Genomic DNA, 17,782 nt, shown 5'->3' on the forward strand with positions numbered 1-17,782 from the left:
AGAAATTGATTGGAATAGTAAAAATAAAATTCCATAACACCCGCTTCAACGCTGGGGTGCGAGGCTTTATAAAAAGATATGAATTGTTTTAAAACTATTATCGAATTACAAGATATTCTCTTCCCGAAATTTTATACAGCAATGGATTCTGAAAATAATGAATATATATTTTTAAGAACTCAAGATTCAATGATAAATTCATTGGATAAAGTATCCGATAAAACACAATTAGAGGCATATGAAAATCATATTCATATTTGCAGTAAAGTTAAAAAACGTGCTCAACATATAGCCGTAACTTCTGCAAAATTAATTACGAAAAATTTAATTGAAAATTTAAAAACAAGCTTCCCAAATAAACATTTTTATGTCTATTTGGATTGTGATTTTAACGACCACATTATAGTAAGATTTCATCAATTATGGGAAAATGAAGAACCGTATTATGATGTAAAAGATTTTCCAAATATCGAGGTATTTAAGATTTAAGAATCCCTCCCAGTAATCGTGTATAAAAACTTGTTGGGAATTTAGACGGACTAATTTCAATACAAGCCTACATCCATCTTTGTATTATATCAAGAACTTGCTTTTTTGCTTCTTCCTTTTCTTCTTCCGTATCGGAAAAAAGAACAGCCGGATTGATATTCAGAGCATGACAAATTTTTAAAAGAGTATCGAGGCTTGGGGTTCTTTTACCCGTTTCAATATAATTGATCATATTTTGAGAAATATCCGCCCTCAAAGCCAATTCCAACTGGGATAAACCTGCTTTTTCTCTTTCTTTACGAAGTCTATTGATAACAAGATTTTGTTGTTCTATTAAAAACACACTCATTCATAATATTTTAACTAAATATAGTATTGACACAATTAAATATAGTATGATATAGTTATAAATATAGTTAGATTAAATTGCCTGAAGGGTATGCACAAAATTTATACTGAACCAGTGACCATAACATTATTGTTGTCCTAAATATATATTTGTATAGAGTATAAAGGAGGCTTAAATGAAACGACATCTTTTTTTGGTAATGATATTGCTAAGTGCTGTGGTACTTATGCCATGTATTTCACAGTCACAGGATGCTGTCCCAAAAAATGTAACAATTTTTATCGATATATCCGGCTCCATGTATACTGTTTTGGCTGATGTTCAATCATATATTACGAACGAACTGATTCCAGAGGTTCCAATTGGGGCTCGCTTACAGATATATAAGTTTTATGGTAGATCGGTTTTGATATATGATGAAGTTGTAAAAAATTATACCAACATTGCATATGCACAAGAACGGGTCAACTTGCTTCTTGCAAATGGCCCTTGGACAAATCTGAAAACTATTTTTCAATACATACACAATGTAGAAAAGTCTGATCAGGATAAATTTATCATTTGTACTGATGGTAGGCAAGAACTTCAAGATAGAAGTGATAATTTTATAATTACTGAAAAAAATATACATGGATACTTAGAAGATAGTAATATTCTACAAAAAGCAGGCTGGGTTGTGATAGAATACATTCATACAATGCCTGTCATTACACAAATACAACCTCAAGTTCCAGAAGAAAAAATTGTAACTGAACAAAAAATTAGCGATATTCCATCTGTTAAAGAAAACAGTGTGAGAAAAAATAAGAAAGTCATGAATGTGGTGATTATTATATGTATTGTTATAATAATTATCATCGCTATTCTTATATATATCTTTGGTCTAATGAGTGGACGGGCTATGCCTTTCCCTTCATTAAAATCTATCAGACATTCAATGACAGGTATAAAATTTACTCGAAAAATATATAAAGATGCATCTGGTAAAATAGTGACAGATTTTTTTCCTCGTTTTAAAAGTATATTTACTGTTAAGTTACCTAAACAGTTACAGCAGGCAAGTAATTACGCAGCTCAATTTCCTGAATGTAATAGACAATTTAGAAGTAGATTTAATTCAGATGCAAGCTTTAGGTTAAAAATAAAAAAAGGTTTTGATGCACAAAATAAACGAATAGCAGAAGGTAAAACTTGTAAAAAGTTTTAATTAGCAGAACGCCAAGAAATATTAAAAGAAAGAACATGGGAAAATTTTATTGAAAATATTAATAATGGGAATCAGCCTTCAGGTTTTGTTTGGCATCATAGTGATAAGAAAGGTATAATACAATTAGTTGATGAAGAGTTACATAGATATACCAATCATACTGGCGGACAAAAAGTTTGGGGTGGTGGATCGGCTGCTAGATAAATTAAAAGGCTATTCTTATAACGCCCACCGGTCGTCCAGCGCTTAGTAATATCCAACATGCGGATTAAGCTGACGGCGAAGCTTATAAAGCCTTACAGTTTTCCGCTTCTTGTAGCTTATCCTCCGCTCTTTAAATTAACTTATCTAAAGGCAGGTATACAGAACCAATTTGACATTTTGCGCTCAAAAAAAATCCTCTGCGTTCTTCGCGCCCTCTGTGGTTAAATACCGAACCCCAGCTGTTCGCAATGTCAGGTTGAAGCGGGTGTTAGACTTTAATTTTTTTATTATCGCTTATAAATTCTTCAGGTGTTTGTACTATTATTTCTCTTTCTTTATAATCTTTTATATTTCGTGTTAATAATATTTTTATTCCATGCCTCATTGCCGTATAATATTGTAAAGCATCTTCGAAATCTGAGAACTTTGAATTCAAAGCTAAATCTACTTCTTTTTCGTCTACAGGTATTACTTTAACAAGCAACCTCAGTTTTCGTAATGCTTCTTTTGATTTTTTTATACCTAATAACTTTCTAAGTATATAATATACATTTGAAAATACCAACGATGTTGTGTATAAAACAATTTTTTTTGTATCACTCAATGAAAATACATAAGCAGCATATTCATAGTGGGGTTCACGTTGGCATAAAATATCTAAAATTACATCTGAATCAACAAATATTTTTTTACTCATATTTTTTTTCCAAATAACTCATATAACTTATATTTTCTAAATCCTGCTCTTTTATAATGCCGCTCAATTCTTTGACAAGCGGAGATATTTCTCCTATCCTTTGAGTTATACCCATTGAATTATTAAAAAGATCTTCAACAAATTTTGACATACTTTTTTTATTTTTGACCGCATAATGTCTCATCGATTCAGCAATATTTTTATCTATTTTTAAAATCAATTCAGTTTTCATTTAGTCACCTCTCTGATATTATATCATAAAATCTATAAACGATATAGTGATAACATCATTATTTTTACTTCTGAGCGATAATAAGTCTAACATAGGTTCGCAACCGATATACGGACAAACCTCGTTGCGGTTAAATACCGAACCCCAGCTGTCCCTGCCGGCAACTTTCCCCTTTAATTGATTTTTTCCCGTCTTTATGATAAACTTTCAAGCGGTTAAAGGATTGAACATTTAATGAAAGAAAAAAAAGAAATTTTTACACTTTTACATCAAGATGCGGCTTCACCTGCAAGGACGGGAGTTTTGGAGCTGCCTCATGGAAAGGTGCTTACTCCGGCCTTTATGCCTGTGGGAACGGCGGCTACCGTAAAGGCGATGACAAAAGATGCCTTAGATGAAATAGGTTTTGAAATTATCTTGGCCAATACATATCATCTTTTTTTGCGGCCGGGAATTGAAGTTATAAAAGCGGCAGGAGGCTTACACGGCTTTTCAGGCTGGAAAAAAAACCTTTTAACCGATTCGGGGGGCTTTCAAGTTTTTTCGCTTTCACAATTAAGAAAAATTACCGAAGAAGGTGTAAAATTTCAAAGCCACATAGACGGAAGCCGTCAATTTTTAAGCCCTGAAATTGCGGTAGAATTGCAGACGGGCTTTAACAGCGACATTCAAATGCAGCTGGACATCTGCTCTTCTTTTGGGATAAGCAAAACCCAAACCCTTGCCGACCTTAAAATAACTATGAACTGGCTCGACAGGGCCTTTGCAGCTTGGCATAATACCCCCGATGAATATGACGGAGCCCTCTTTCCTATCGTGCAAGGCGGGTTCTTTGAAGACCTAAGACTTCAAAGTCTTGAAGCTATCTTAAAGCATGAGCCTAGGGGAATTGCCATAGGCGGCCTTTCCATAGGAGAACCTAAAGCCCTCTACCAAGAATATTTGAGTTTTACCGCAAAGCATATCCCAAAAAATAAACCTCTCTATGTAATGGGAATAGGAACCCCCGACTACATCCTCGAAGCCGTAAAAAACGGAGTCGATATTTTTGATTGTGTACTGCCTTCCCGAAATGCCCGGAATGGAAACCTTTTTACCCATGAAGGAGCCATTTCAATTAAGCGGAAAGAATACGAGTTTGACTTTAACCCGATCGATTCTCAATGCAAGTGCAAGGTTTGCCGACAATATACAAGGGCCTATTTGCGGCATTTATTTAGAACAAAAGAAATTTTATACTCAATGCTTGCAACCTATCATAACTTGGCTTTTTTATATAGTATGGTACAAGACATAAGAGAGGCCATTCAAAACGATTCTTTTAACGATTATTATAAAAACCTTTTAAAGAAATATGAAAACCGTTTAGACTGAGTATTGTGTAAGTCTTAAAACCGTTAGTGTTTTGTAAGGCAAAAACTTGTATCACGGAGGATAATTTATGAAAACCCTAAAAAAAGAATTAAACTTTTTTTTAAAACCCGGCGTACTAAGCCTCTTATTTATTTTAAGCTTAGCAGTTCTACTTGGAGCCCAAGAAACCGCCCAGCCTCCTGCAGAAAATCAGGCAGCTCAAGCTGATGAAAAAAAGGAAAAAGAAGTTTCGGAATTTGAAGAAAAAAGAGATACGATTCTTTACGGCATCGGCGACGATATCTTGGAGCTTATAAAAAGGCTAAAAGCCGATGAAGATGACCGCTTTGATGCCGATTTACAGAAAGTATTTGCCGAGACCAAGATTCCTGCAATCAGAGAAGCCTTATTTGCTTACTTTGCCGAAAAAAAGAACGATTGCTTAAAGGCCGATGCCCTCATGCTCTTAGAAAATAAAGATGACGCCCCCCAAGAAACCGTACGTTCAGCGATCTCCTACATACGGGACCTTGAGATATATGAAGGCATAGATTTTTTAAGACAAATCTTAAAAGATGAACAAGACGAATACAGGGACCTTTGTATTTCGGCAATAGGAAAAATAGGAAAACCGGAAGATGCCGTTTTCCTTACAGAGCTTTTTGACTCCGAGGCCTCTGATGACGAAAAAAAATCACTGATAATAAAACAAAACATAATGTTTGCCTTGGAAGAGCTGCACACTCCCGAAATCAGTGATTTTTTAATTAGAGTCGCTGAAGATTCCGATGAAAATTCCATCATAAGAGGTAGTGCAGCTTCAGCTCTTGGAAAAATCGGCAACGAAAATGCTGTTCCGGTTTTGTCGGAACTTTTTGAAGATAAGGATCCGGTTTTAAGAACAGCTGCGATAAAGGGCATTGCAGGCTTTAAGGATGCAAAAGCCAAAAACATCTTAACTCAAGCCTTTAAGGATTCCTATTATAAAGTAAGGCTTCAAGCCGTTCAGTCTGCAAAAGAAGAAAAAGCAGAAGATGCCGTTCCTTTTATCTTATACCGTGCAAAAAAAGATCCTGAAAATGTTGTAAAACTGGCCGCCATTGAAGCCCTCTCACATTTTAACAATGCGGAAGCAAACGAATGGCTTATAGATTCTTTTAATGAAGAAAGGACAGGCTTATCAATCCGCTTAAAAATTGCCGAAAGCCTTTTAAAGAATAATTTTGATGTAATTTTCGATGATGTAAAGAAGGCTGCATTAAAAGCTATTTCGGACAAACAAAAAAATAAATTTTCCGCAGAGCTCGGCAAGGTTATTTCAACAGTTGAAAACAGAGGAACGGCGCCTATAGCCGAGGCCTATCTAAACCATAAGGATCCGATTTTTAAGAGTATAGGGCTTGATATGTTCAAACGGAATAAATATCCCGAGCTGGTGCCTCTTGTTTCCTTAATTGCCGAAGACGAAAAAAACGGAGCTTTAAGCCGACGAGCTAAAGACCTCTTACAATCCGGTAATACAAACGGCTCTCAAAATAATCAAACAGGCACTAAATAAAAATGGCAAACCGCTCTTGGTCTTCCGAAGCCCTTGTTCTTTCATTGAAGACATTCGGGGAGGGACACAGAAACGCCCTCCTCCTCTTACCCGATACGGAACACTCCTGCAAGTTGGTAGATGCAGCCGTCTTCGGCGGACCGAAAAGCAAACTGCGAAGCATGGTCATTCCTTATCATACAGGAGAAGTTTGGATTTATTCCAACCCCATAAAAAATTCAAACAAGATAAGCGACTTTAAGGTAAGCGACTACCGCATAGGCCTCAGCGATAACCTGACCCGTATTTGGTGTGCCGCCTTTGCAGCCGAATTAGCCGTAAAGCTTAAGGGAAACATCGATTGGCAAATCATAAATTCCTTTTTAACGGGAATTGCCGTTTCTTCCGAGAGCGAATGCCGAACAGCCCTGCTCCGTTTTTTGTGGAGGGTAATCTCCTTATCGGGTCTTGCCCCGGATATGGAACATTGCTGCCGCTGCGGAATAAGGGTTTCAAGTAACATACCGGAAACGGATTGCTTTAATAAAAGTGTTTCAGCCTTTTCTTACACCGAAAAAAACTCTTTTTTCGTTCCGCATGAGGATTCTTGCGTTTGCAGTTCCTGCCTTGATAAACACGAACCGGCCTTTCCCCTTTCAGGCGAAAGCCTTTTATACCTCTTTGCAGTTCAAAATCTTATCCCTAAAATTTCAAGAGAATTAAACCTATCGGATCAAGCCTACGCCGAGTTAAAAGATTTTTTATTCTATCTTATAAGGCTCGCAGCAGGTTCAAATTTTAAAACCCTTGAATCCTGTAATTTTCTGTTGTAATTTTCTTTTTAAATTATGTTGCAAACGCAAATGAAACGTAAAAAAATACGTTGTATTTACGTTTGTTATGTGGTATACTAATACAATAAACAAATCAGGAGTTTTACTATGAAAGAAAATAGATTTACGGAATTTAAAGAAGACCTTAGTTCCGGCTTTTTAAAAACGGTTTCGGCTTTTGCCAACTTCGGTACCGGAAAAATATTGTTTGGAATTAAAGACGACGGTTCTATAAAAGGAATTCAAAATCCTGATAAGATGTGTTTGGATATTGAAAATAAAATCAATGACAGTATTCAGCCAAAGCCTGACTTTTCTTTTTCCATTAACCGCAATACCGGCGTAATCACATTAGAAGTAAAAGACGGAGTATTTAAACCCTATTTATATAAGGGAAAAGCATACAGGCGAAGCGATACGGCAACAGTCGAAGTAGATCAAATTGAATTAAAACGGCTGATTTTAATGGGAGGTATGATAAAATAGTAAACAAACAAACGGTAATGTGATAAACTGAACTAAAAAGAAGTTCAGTGGAAACCAGGCAATAGTTCGTCATGTTTAGTGGAGGCAATGACCTCCGAATGGGAGAATGAAGAGCTTTTGCCGCATCATACAGTAGTCGTTAAAGACTGAATGGGAGATTGGAATATATTACCGAAAAGACTTTCCGCTGAAACACAAAGGGAGGGAGGTCGAAATGACATTTTTTATTGGCGTGGATTTGCACAAAACACAGTTTACAGTTCATGTAAGAACGGAAGAAAGGTCTGAAACCCTAAATCAGATAAGACAATATAAAACTGATGACAAAGGTTATGCCGACTTTATGACAAGAATAAAAGCTTACAAAGAAATCGGAGCTGTTGTAAAAATTGGAGTTGAATCAACAGGGAACACCCGTTTTTTCAAACACGAGGTAGAAAAAGCCGGAGCAGAAGTTACAGTCATAAATACTTTGAAGTTCAAGGTTATAACTGAATCTGCTAAAAAAACTGATAAGCATGATGCTTGTACAATTTCAGAGTTTCTTTCAAAAGACATGCTACCTGAAAGCTATCTTTGCAGTAAAGAAACTGAAAATATGAGGCGGCTTTTAAAGTCTAGGGAAAGGCTGGTTCGCTCGATAGTAGGTCAAAAGAATGAAGTTCATGCTCTTTTGGTAAGTATGGGGCTAAAAGATGAAAGCAGGAGCCTACAAAGTAAAAAAAAGGACGCCAGAGAGTTCTGGACGTCCTTGAGTCGAATAACGACAACGTGCTCGAGGCACAATCAGTACAACTGATGTTTGAAATTATAAGGCAAATGGAAGAAAGTGTCAAGATAATAGAAAAACAACTTACAGAATTGACAAAGGATGATCAAATGGTAAATCGTCTTTTGAGTATACGAGGTTGTGGAAAGATAACGGCATGGACTATAAGAGCCTATACTGAGGATATGGGAAGGTTTGCAAGTGCAAAAAAATATGCAGCCTTTTGCGGACTTGTTCCATGGGTGTCTGATTCTAATGAAAGTATTAGGCATGGAAAAATTACGAAGCGAGGCCCGCAGGAATTAAGAGTGAGCTTTGTACAATTGGTAATGGGTATAAGACGTTGCAAAGATACTGCCTGTTGGCGTTTAATGCAGCGTTATGAATATATGAAAACACATAAGGGCAGCGGAAAGTCAATCATAGCCGCTGCGAGGAAGTTGGCAGAGATTGTATGGGCAATGCTCAGCAATAAAGAAGATTTTGACTGTGAAAAGATGAAAGGAACATACAACCGTATGAATCTTGCAGTTTAATTTTTATCTGCCATCTATTTTAATTTTTTTTAAGAAAGTCGATTTTGTTTGTTGACTTTTTATGGGAGACAACATGTCCTTTGAGGAGCTGCCGTCCCCTGCACAAGATTTGACCTTTGAGTCCTTTTTTCGGATTATTCAACAAAAATTAAAACTGGAAAGCTTAAGTACCGATGTCCTAAAGACTCTCGGCTTTTATACGAAAAAAGGAGAGTTTAATCATGCTGCTGCATTATTTGCAGATAAAAATAACTTCTCCGGTATTGATATGGTTCGGTTCGGAGCCTCAATCAGCGAAATTTTAGATAGGGATATTTTGACAAATAAATCAATCTTAGAAGAATATAATCAGGCAATTTTCTTTTTTGAAAAATATTATCAATATGAAAAAATTGAAGGAATGGAGCGGATTTTAATTGAACGCATACCGATAGAAGCTTTCCGAGAAACTCTTGCTAATGCAATCGTTCATAGGGTCTGGGATATTCCGGCACATATTCGTATTGCTATGTACCCCGATAGAATAGAAATATATTCCCCCGGCGGATTACCCTCAGGTATCAGCAAGGAAGAATATTTGAAGGGCTATATCTCCAGATTGCGGAATCCAATTATAGCCAATGTTTTTTTTAGATTACACCTAATAGAAATGTTTGGAACAGGTATCAAGCGTATCATGGACTGCTATGAAGAATATGAGGTAAAACCGATTTTTGATATTTCAGAAAACAATATTTGTGTAACTCTTCCCGTTGTCGACCGAAAAAAAGAAGTAAATTCGGATGAAATGATTATTCTGGAAATTTTGTCAAAAGGAATACGATTATCCAGCAGTGAGCTGGTTTTAAAAAGCGGTTTTGGAAAGAATAAGGTTGTAAGACTTATCGGTTCTTTGCTTGAAAAAAACTATGTTCAAAAAGAAGGACGCGGCAGAGGCATAAAATATTATGTATAGGGAACCTTGAAAAACTTCAGTTTTTTGAGGTTTTCCTTAGATTTCTTTTTAAAAAATTACTATTTCTTTCATCTATCTCGTACAATAATATTGAGAGGTGAAAATGAAAAATCAAAATTTAAAAGGAAACGAAGAGTTGTACCGATTGGAGGATACGCCGGATGACCTTTATTGTCCCTTTGTCTGCGAGACCGATAATCCCGAATACAGTTTGGAAAAAACCGAAGATGCCGTTGCAGTTTGTGCAAAAAACGTTTTCGGTATTCCGTCGCTCTATCCTTGGCAGAGGCTTGCAATAGCCAATATCTTAGATGCGGTTCACGCAGTGGAAGCCCGCATTGAAGCCGAACAAACCGAACTTAAAAATAAAGATGAGGAAGATTCGGACAAGGATGCAAAAACAAAATTGCTGCAAAAAATTAACTCAAACACCGAAGAAGAAAAAATAACGTCCCTTTACGATGAGGATGGAATTATGCGGGGCAGGCAAATTATTCTCCTTCCCACAGGTGCCGGAAAATCTTTGTGCTTTCAAGTTCCTGCCCTCCTGCTGGACGGGCCTACAGTAATCATCTATCCCCTCCTAGCCCTTATGAGCGATCAGTTTAGGCGAATGGCGGAGGGCGGACTTGAGCCTGTTATCTTTAAGGGCGGGCAAACTAAAGAAGAAAGAGAAGCCCAGCTTGCACGCATGGAAGGGAGTGACGGCAAACCTCCTGCAAAGCTCATAATCGCAAACCCCGAAGTTCTTTCAGGCGGAACTCTTATAGATAGGATTGCAGCCTGCAATGTGGTTCACTTGGCAATAGACGAGGCGCACTGCGTTACCGAATGGGGAGACAGTTTTAGACCTGCCTATCTTGAACTTACAAACATAATCAAAAAGCTTCATCCATTCGCCGTTTCAGCTTTTACGGCAACGGCGAGTCCTCCGGTTTTACAGCGTATAGCCGAAATTCTTTTTGAGGGCAGGGCTCATTTGGTTCGAGGCGAATCGGATAGAACAAATATAATTTATTTTGTAAAGCATTGCAGGGTAAAAAATCCTGCCCTTCTTGAAGAGGTGCAAAAAAGGAAAAGACCTATGGTCATCTTTTGTTCCAGCCGAAAGGGAACTGAACAGACAGCTTCATTCTTACGGCTCCGCTTAAATGATGAAAATATAAGATTTTATCATGCGGGTCTCGAAAGAGAAGAAAAAGCCGAAACAGAAAAATGGTTCCATGAACATAAAAGCGGTATACTGATATGTACTTGTGCTTGGGGGATGGGTGTCGATAAGAAGGATGTTAAAACTGTAATTCACATGGATCCTTCTCCTACTGCCGAAGCCTATATTCAAGAAGCAGGAAGGGGCGGGCGTGACGGGAGCATTGCCGAAGCAGTTCTGCTATGGTCGCCTGCCGATAAAAAAAGGATAGAGCTTTTACCCGAAAAACAGCGTCTTAGGGCAGGAGTTCTTAAAGACTTTGCCGAAAGCGGAAAGTGCCGCAGGGCGGTTCTATTAAAGGCTCTCGGTGAAACAAGGGCAGAAGCTTCTAATCCTGATGAAGAAGTAATCGCCTGTTCGGGCTGCGATATTTGTAATAAAACGGCGGTTCAATATCCCGAGGACGAAAAGCTTTTTATAAAACTTATAAAAGCAAATAAAAGAATTTTTACTCAAAATGAAGCTATCGATTTTTTTTCTTCAAAGAAAACATTTTGGGAAGCCGGGGATGTAAAGCGTTTAAGTGCAGAGCTGCTTGAAGAGGGGCTTATCAAAAAACTGAAAACCCCTCTTTGGAAAGATAAGCTCAGTGTTTAGATTAAGTTTAAAAACTTTCTTCTAAACGGGCAAAATAAGCTTTAGGATGAGCACAGGCAGGACATTTTTCGGGAGCGTTTTTGCTGACCACGATAAAGCCGCAGTTTAAGCACTTCCATGTTGTCGGACTTTCTTGTACCCACATAGAATTCTCTTCGAGCCTTTTGATAAAGGCCTCATACCTTTCTGCATGGTATTTTTCGGCAACAGCGATGCTCTCCATAACGGCAGCGATTAAAGGAAAACCTTCTTCCCTTGCAGTTTTAGCAAACTCCGGATACATGTGCTGCCATTCATGATTTTCACCGGCGGCCGCTTGCCTTAGATTTTCCAAAGTTGTGCCTACCACGCCTGCAGGTGCCGTAGCCGAAACGGTAACTTCTCCGCCTTCTAAAAAATTAAAAAGGCGTTTTGCATGTTCCCTTTCCTGCTCTGCCGTTTCGATAAAAATTCTTGCGATTTGCACAAAGCCTTCTTTTTCGGCCGTGCTTGCCCAAAATGTGTACTTATTACGAGCCTGAGACTCTCCGATAAAAGCCGAAAGAATGTTTTGTTCGGTCTTTGTTCCTTTTAATGATTGCATACTCTTCTCCTATTAGTATAAAAGTGCCTAATGTTTTTAAAAAGGGGCACAGAGTAAAAACTCATTTTTTAAAAACAAAAGTCTATATTTTAGTATAACTCTATTTTTAAAAGAGTAAAAGAGGGCAGTGCAAATAAATTATTGGCAATAAAATTTTATACTCTTGACATCTTTTATAAAGAATTTATACTTATTAATATGTATAAATTGATATTTACTTTTAATATTGCTCAACTTGTCTTATTCGGTGTCGGTTTGATTTGTTTTGTAGTACTGTTTTTTGTACCGGCCGGATACGGTAAAATGATAAATAAAAAATGGGGATTTTCCTTTAATAATAAAATTGCTTGGTTTATGATGGAAGTTCCTACACTGATTACTATGATTGTACTAATGTGTGTGTGGGCTAAACCTGAAAATTTTGTAAGAATTATAATCGGCCTTTTTTTTGTACTGCACTATGCCCAGCGTGTTCTGATATTCCCGTTTTTACTTAAGGGAAAAAGTAAGATGCCTCTTCTCATAGTTCTAATGGGTATTACTTTTAACACGATAAACACCTTTTTAATAGGTGCATGGCTTTTTTACCTTTCACCTAAGAGTATGTATCAAGTTTCATGGCTCTATGATCCGCGTTTTATAATAGGAGTTCTTGTCTTTTTACTCGGAATGGCTATAAACATAGATTCGGACAAGTATATACGCTCCTTACGAAAGCCCGGGGATAATTCTCATTATTTTCCGCATAAAAGAATGTATAAATATGTTTCAAGTGCCAATTATTTCGGCGAAATATTGGAATGGTTCGGGTTTGCTCTATTATCGTGGAGTTTTGTAGGCCTCTTGTTTGCTTTTTGGACTTGTGCAAACCTTGTTCCTAGGGCCTATACTATAAATAAAAGATACAAGGAAGAATTTCCTGAAGAATTTGCAGCCTTAAAACCTAAGAGGGTATTTCCTTTTATATTTTAAAAGAACTCTATCTTGAAAAAATCTTTAAAATTCTTTATGGTATTAGTATTATTTTAGTAAGGCTATGAAAAAACGGATTTTTTTTATCTTTTTAATTTTTTTTATATTTTCGTTTCATCTGCCGGCCCAAAGTCTTGAAGCCTACTGGACCTTGGTTTTTGCCGGAAAGAATATTACCATGCCTGTTTTTTGGAACGGAAATATTTATACGGCCGGAGATGATAGGGCTTTAAACTGCATTACTTCTCAAGGTACTTTTTTATGGCGTAGAAATACAAGTGAATTTCCAAGTGAGTTTTTATCTGTTTCTCAAGCAGGAATAGTTTTTATGGTTACTGCAAAAGGAAATATCGAAGCCTTTTCTTCTCAAGGAATGCCTCTTTGGACTTATCCTCTAAAGAAAAAAACGATTTTTCCTATACACACTGCGAGAGACGGACGCCTATTTATTATCCAAGATGACAACATAATCTGCCTCACATCTTCAGGGAAATTAAAGTGGTCTCTTCCTCTTGTTTCTCCTCCCATATCACAGCCTGCCGAAACAGGCTCCAAAGATATAGTTTTGATTTTAAAATCCGGAGATTTCTTGCGCATTTCTATCTTCGGTTCTATTGTAGAACAGTACCGTCTTAAAAAGACTGTTTCAGCCATAGGAGAAGCTCCTAATGGTTATATCCTTGCCTGTACCGACGGTTCAATTTCCTATTATAAAATAGGCGGAGGTTCCGAAGCTGTTTGGCAGGGATTTGAATCTGAAATATGTAAAAATATTTTTTATAAAAACGGAAAAGCTCTATATATGTTTGAGAACGGCAGGATTGCATGTAAAGATCTTAATTCCAATGAGCTGATTTGGGAAGAAAAGACTTCGGGTAGTTTTAAAGATGGTGTAAAGTGCTATGCTATAGGGAACGAATTCAATATTACTTCAAAGGGCTTCGGATGCCTTATTACCGATAAGGGGAGAATCAAGTGGGAAAAAAAGATTCCTGAAACGCTATTTTTTCCTATCATAACCGAAAACGGGCTTTTGGTTGGAATAACTAACGAAATTTTAAATGCCTATAGAGTTGAAACAAAGCTTTTACGGAAAGGGACAAAACGAAGTGCCACCGATAAGTTTTATTCGATTGTACAGGATGACGATAAGGGTAAAGATGATCTTCCCTTTTTTATTGAATATTCAACAATAGATGAACTTTTAGAAGTTATAAAAAAAGATATTGAGGATGGGACGGTCGGTGAAAAAGAACCCCGCTATGCTTTTCAACTAAAAACAATATTAGAAAATAAAAGAAAGGCAGCCTATTTTTCTCAAGATTTTAATCCTCTTGACAGAGCAAGGGCTGCGGAGCTTTTAGGCAGGCTTGGCTCCTATGAGTATCTTGATATTCTTTTAGATGAAATTTACCGTATAGATGACCCTGATGTGCTTGCCGGTATTTTAAGAGGTGTAGAACAATTAGCTTATGATCCGGATGACAGAACGATGGAAGGTATCCGATATATTATGAATAAGGCAAAATATAATGATATCGGTCTTATGACGGCAGCTTGCGATTGTTTAACTGCATTGATGCGCTTTGGTGAACAAGAAACAACTCAAGCTGCTATTTCAAGCCTTTTTTATATAGTAAAGGGGCCTTATTCCAATATTATTCAAAATTATGCAAGACAAAAACTAAAAAATATAGTAAAATAGGAAGAACGGAGGATTTACTTATGAGAAAGCTATTGTTTTTTTCGTTTTTTACACTTATGTTAATTTTTTCAGGTTTTGCAATTGAGGTTGACAAGCCTGAAATTAATTCCGTAAAAAATGAAAGCATAGAGTTTATTAACTACGCCGGTCCGCATGATGTTGTCGATAGTGTTGACACAATTCGAAGCATAGGCTCTAATCTTGCAGGAGCCGTAAAATCAGGCCGTGCAGGGGACATGAATAGGTATTCTATTATTCATTGTGTTGATGCTGCAGTAAAAGAAGGTTTTGATGCCGATATTTTTATTATCGGAAAAGATGCCGGTGTTGATCATATTAATAATGTACGGTTGATCATAGCAGGATATTTGAGCTCTGCTTACGGATATTCTCAAAAAGACGCAGCAACTTTGGCTCACTTTGTTACAATATACAATGCCGTTTATCGCGGAAATATGGACTTTTTTAATAAAAAGTATAAGTCTATTGTAACAAAAAATCTGTCGAAGGATAAGGCCGGTATAGCTTTACGCTACGATCAATGGGCAGGACAAACCCAGATAGTTATTCCTCTTACAGATCAAAAATATGCCGGAACTATAAGTACGGTAGATACAACTTCAATTTCCGATAAAAAAGTAGTCGAAAAGATGAAAGAGGATAAGGACAAGGATATTGAAAAGCGTAAAGATATGGTTGATCTAAAGGAACGGGAAAGTGCTGAAGCTGCCAAGCGTGCAGAGATTGCAAAAAAAGAAGCCGACAAACAGCAAAAAGAAGCTGATGCTAAAAAGAAGGAAGCCGATACAAAGCAAAAAGCCGCTGAAAAGCAAAAGAAAGAAACTGAGCAAAAGCAAAAAGAGGCTAAAAAAGCTGAAGAAAAGGCAGCAACAACAGGTAAACCTGAAGATAAAAAAGTAGCTGAAGAAAAGAAAAAAGAAGTTGAAAAGTCCCAAAAAGAAACCGAAAAGAAGACTGAAGAAGCTAAAAAGGCTAAGGAAGAAGCCGATGAGAAGCAAAAGAAAGCCGATGAGACTAAAAAAGAGGTAAAAGAAGAGAAAAAAATAGCCGAGAAAAAGGCAGAAGAAGCTCAAACCGATAGAAAGGATATTGCCTCGGATACCCAAAAAATTATTGAAGAGAAAAAGGCTGAAAAAAAAGCTGAAGGAGATGCTGCTATTGCCTCAGCAATTCCGGGCTACGGTTTGAAGGTTGTAGACGAATCTAAAATGCTTTCGGAGCTCGTTCTTTTAGATCTTAAGACGGAAGAAGAGCTTAGAACTTCAGGAATTGATACAATCAGAGGAAGAAACCTTCACATTATCGGTAAGAATTTAATGGCAATAGCCGGTACAAAGTCGGGTAATGCCGTAATAGCTCTTGTGCTTATTGATGCAAAATCTTTAGAAATTGTTAAACAAAGCAATGAGAATATTGCAGCAGAAAGTGTTTTGGTTAAAAACGGAAATGATTATTATGCGGTTATTGACAGCAACGGTAAATACTATATAGGCCGATATAATGAAAATCTTGAGCTTCAAGCTAAGTCTGCAGTGCAGGTATTGCCCTATACTCCAATAACAATCAGCGATCGAGGTTTATTAATTCAAGACAATACTAATTCTATACGTTTATTAAAGTTGACGGATTTAACAAATATAGTAATTTCGGAAGATAAAGTCGAAAAACCTTTTGATAAAAAAGATCTTTAAACGGAGGAAGATTTTATGGTAAATGAAAAGAAAAAGTATCAAATTTTTGGCATGCCGCTCACACTTTTCGGCATTATTTCGGCAGTTGTAATTGCTGCCATATGGTGGAATAAGCTGCCCGGCGGAATGATAGGAGCCCTTCTTTTGATGATGGTACTTGGTGAAGTACTAAACATTATCGGAGATAACACTCCTATAGTAAAAACATTCTTTGGAGGAGGGCCGATCGTAATTATCTTTGCATCCAGCGCCCTTGCTTATTATAATGTTTTGCCCGAAGGAATTTTAAAAAATACTTCGACCTTTATGAAAAGCGGAGGTTTTTTAGACTTTTACATTGCAGCCCTTATCACAGGTTCTATCCTGGGAATGGACAGAAAGCTTTTAATTAAAGCTGCTATACGCTACTTCCCGTGTATTATAGGCTCTGTTGCAGCAGCATTGGTTTTGGTTGCACTAGGAGCTCCTATTTTTGGAATGAAGGCAACGGAAGCTATAGCTTATGTCGGTATTCCAATCATGGGCGGAGGTATGGGGGCCGGAGCCGTTCCGATCTCCCAAGTATTTTCATCCGCATTGAAAATTCCCACAGAGCAAATCTTATCTAAGCTTGTACCGGCAGTAGCTCTCGGTAATGCTCTTGCAATAGTTGCCGGAGGTGTACTAGATAAACTCGGTAAGGTTAAACCCTCTTGGACAGGAAACGGACAGCTTCTTGCAAGCGGAACATTTGAAGTTCCTAATGATGAAGAACTTCAAAGGCATTTTTCTTTGCAGGAGTTCGGAATTGCTATCGTTATTGCAACAGCCTTCTTTACATGGGGAAATATAGTATCTAACCTATTTAAACTTATCGGCGTAAATATCCACACCTATGCTTGGATGATTATAAGCGTTGCTGTTGTAAAAGCTGTAAATATCTTGCCCAAAAACTTTGAAAATGCTTGCGCTCTTTGGTATAAATTCGTCGCAAAAAACTTTACCGCAGCCCTCTTGGTCGGTATAGGTATTGCATATACAAACCTTGGCGATATTATCGGAGCATTCAGCATTTCTTATGTTGTACTTGTTCTCTTGGTTGTAATCGGTGCAATTATCGGTGCCGGAATTATAGGAAAACTTGTAGGCTTTTATCCTATTGAAGCTGCTATCACTGCAGGTCTTTGTATGGCAAACATGGGAGGAACTGGAGACGTTGCCGTTCTTACGGCTTCAAAGCGCATGGAACTCATGCCCTTTGCTCAAATCTCATCCCGCTTGGGAGGTGCATTTATAATCCTGCTTGCCTCGTTCTTAGTCCCGCTGTTTTTCGGCGGCTAATAAGGTTAAGTTGTTATAAAAAAAACCTCCTGATCC

Annotated in this window: 19 protein-coding genes; 15 read left to right on the forward strand and 4 right to left on the reverse strand. The window is 37.4% G+C overall.

What is annotated here, in order from left to right; genetic code table 11:
- Nucleotides 1–78: 78 nt before the first annotated feature.
- Entirely contained in the window at nt 79–489 is a 411-nt protein-coding gene (locus E4N78_RS02610) for a hypothetical protein (protein ID WP_255811528.1), read from the forward strand.
- A 67-nt stretch (nt 490–556) separates the two neighbouring features.
- On the opposite strand, the gene E4N78_RS02615 is transcribed toward E4N78_RS02610, so the two are convergent.
- On the reverse strand, nt 557–838 hold the full coding sequence (locus E4N78_RS02615) for a helix-turn-helix domain-containing protein (RefSeq protein ID WP_255811529.1): 282 nt from the start codon (nt 836–838) through the stop codon (nt 557–559).
- Nucleotides 839–1,013: 175 nt separating this feature from the next.
- Between E4N78_RS02615 and E4N78_RS02620 the strand changes: the two genes are divergently transcribed.
- Together E4N78_RS02620 and E4N78_RS13800 are read left to right on the forward strand one after the other, a co-directional pair.
- Complete coding sequence (locus E4N78_RS02620) at nt 1,014–2,045, forward strand: vWA domain-containing protein (RefSeq protein WP_255811530.1); 1,032 nt, start codon at nt 1,014–1,016, stop codon at nt 2,043–2,045.
- A gap of 18 nt (nt 2,046–2,063) precedes the next feature.
- Nucleotides 2,064–2,249 (forward strand): HNH endonuclease, encoded by a 186-nt coding sequence (locus tag E4N78_RS13800; protein WP_442267883.1) that lies wholly within the window; start codon nt 2,064–2,066, stop codon nt 2,247–2,249.
- 268 nt (nt 2,250–2,517) lie between these two features.
- Here the strand turns inward: E4N78_RS13800 and E4N78_RS02625 are convergent, their stop codons facing one another.
- Nucleotides 2,518–2,946, reverse strand: a complete 429-nt coding sequence (locus E4N78_RS02625; protein WP_255811531.1) for a type II toxin-antitoxin system VapC family toxin — start codon at nt 2,944–2,946, stop codon at nt 2,518–2,520.
- Nucleotides 2,939–3,178, reverse strand: a complete 240-nt coding sequence (locus E4N78_RS02630) for a DUF6364 family protein (protein ID WP_253730988.1) — start codon at nt 3,176–3,178, stop codon at nt 2,939–2,941. The genes E4N78_RS02625 and E4N78_RS02630 overlap by 8 nt, the downstream gene beginning before the upstream one ends.
- A gap of 234 nt (nt 3,179–3,412) precedes the next feature.
- Here E4N78_RS02630 and tgt point away from each other — a divergent pair, with 234 nt between their 5' ends.
- From tgt to E4N78_RS02670, 8 genes are all read left to right on the forward strand, one after another.
- Nucleotides 3,413–4,552: a tRNA guanosine(34) transglycosylase Tgt gene (tgt, locus tag E4N78_RS02635; RefSeq protein ID WP_255811532.1), complete on the forward strand. Its 1,140-nt coding sequence runs from the start codon at nt 3,413–3,415 to the stop codon at nt 4,550–4,552.
- Between the two features lie 67 nt (nt 4,553–4,619).
- Entirely contained in the window at nt 4,620–6,089 is a 1,470-nt protein-coding gene (locus E4N78_RS02640) for a HEAT repeat domain-containing protein (RefSeq protein WP_255811533.1), read from the forward strand.
- A gap of 2 nt (nt 6,090–6,091) precedes the next feature.
- Nucleotides 6,092–6,901: a DNA repair protein RecO gene (gene recO, locus E4N78_RS02645; protein WP_255811534.1), complete on the forward strand. Its 810-nt coding sequence runs from the start codon at nt 6,092–6,094 to the stop codon at nt 6,899–6,901.
- 108 nt (nt 6,902–7,009) lie between these two features.
- Entirely contained in the window at nt 7,010–7,387 is a 378-nt protein-coding gene (locus E4N78_RS02650; protein WP_255811535.1) for an AlbA family DNA-binding domain-containing protein, read from the forward strand.
- Nucleotides 7,388–7,601: 214 nt separating this feature from the next.
- A complete protein-coding gene (locus tag E4N78_RS02655) occupies nt 7,602–8,186 on the forward strand; it encodes an IS110 family transposase (protein ID WP_255811536.1) in 585 nt (194 codons plus the stop codon).
- A 20-nt stretch (nt 8,187–8,206) separates the two neighbouring features.
- Nucleotides 8,207–8,692 (forward strand): transposase, encoded by a 486-nt coding sequence (locus E4N78_RS02660; RefSeq protein WP_255811315.1) that lies wholly within the window; start codon nt 8,207–8,209, stop codon nt 8,690–8,692.
- Between the two features lie 73 nt (nt 8,693–8,765).
- On the forward strand, nt 8,766–9,647 hold the full coding sequence (locus E4N78_RS02665; protein WP_255811537.1) for an ATP-binding protein: 882 nt from the start codon (nt 8,766–8,768) through the stop codon (nt 9,645–9,647).
- A gap of 103 nt (nt 9,648–9,750) precedes the next feature.
- Complete coding sequence (locus E4N78_RS02670; protein ID WP_255811538.1) at nt 9,751–11,454, forward strand: RecQ family ATP-dependent DNA helicase; 1,704 nt, start codon at nt 9,751–9,753, stop codon at nt 11,452–11,454.
- A gap of 7 nt (nt 11,455–11,461) precedes the next feature.
- Here E4N78_RS02670 and rbr read toward each other — a convergent pair whose 3' ends face one another.
- A complete protein-coding gene (rbr, locus tag E4N78_RS02675; RefSeq protein ID WP_002672707.1) occupies nt 11,462–12,037 on the reverse strand; it encodes a rubrerythrin in 576 nt (191 codons plus the stop codon).
- A 198-nt stretch (nt 12,038–12,235) separates the two neighbouring features.
- On the opposite strand from rbr, the gene E4N78_RS02680 reads away from it, so the two are divergent.
- The 4 genes from E4N78_RS02680 to E4N78_RS02695 all read left to right on the forward strand — a co-directional run bounded on the left by E4N78_RS02680 (nt 12,236) and on the right by E4N78_RS02695 (nt 17,746).
- Entirely contained in the window at nt 12,236–13,009 is a 774-nt protein-coding gene (locus E4N78_RS02680; protein WP_255811539.1) for a DUF1295 domain-containing protein, read from the forward strand.
- A 64-nt stretch (nt 13,010–13,073) separates the two neighbouring features.
- Nucleotides 13,074–14,714, forward strand: a complete 1,641-nt coding sequence (locus E4N78_RS02685) for a PQQ-binding-like beta-propeller repeat protein (RefSeq protein ID WP_255811540.1) — start codon at nt 13,074–13,076, stop codon at nt 14,712–14,714.
- Nucleotides 14,715–14,734: 20 nt separating this feature from the next.
- On the forward strand, nt 14,735–16,426 hold the full coding sequence (locus E4N78_RS02690) for a P83/100 family protein (protein ID WP_255811541.1): 1,692 nt from the start codon (nt 14,735–14,737) through the stop codon (nt 16,424–16,426).
- Nucleotides 16,427–16,441: 15 nt separating this feature from the next.
- Nucleotides 16,442–17,746, forward strand: a complete 1,305-nt coding sequence (locus tag E4N78_RS02695; RefSeq protein ID WP_255811542.1) for a 2-hydroxycarboxylate transporter family protein — start codon at nt 16,442–16,444, stop codon at nt 17,744–17,746.
- Nucleotides 17,747–17,782: the final 36 nt, after the last annotated feature.

Origin of the sequence: Treponema denticola, assembly GCF_024400535.1 — a bacterium.
In the GTDB taxonomy this organism is placed as follows: domain Bacteria; phylum Spirochaetota; class Spirochaetia; order Treponematales; family Treponemataceae; genus Treponema_B; species Treponema_B denticola_C.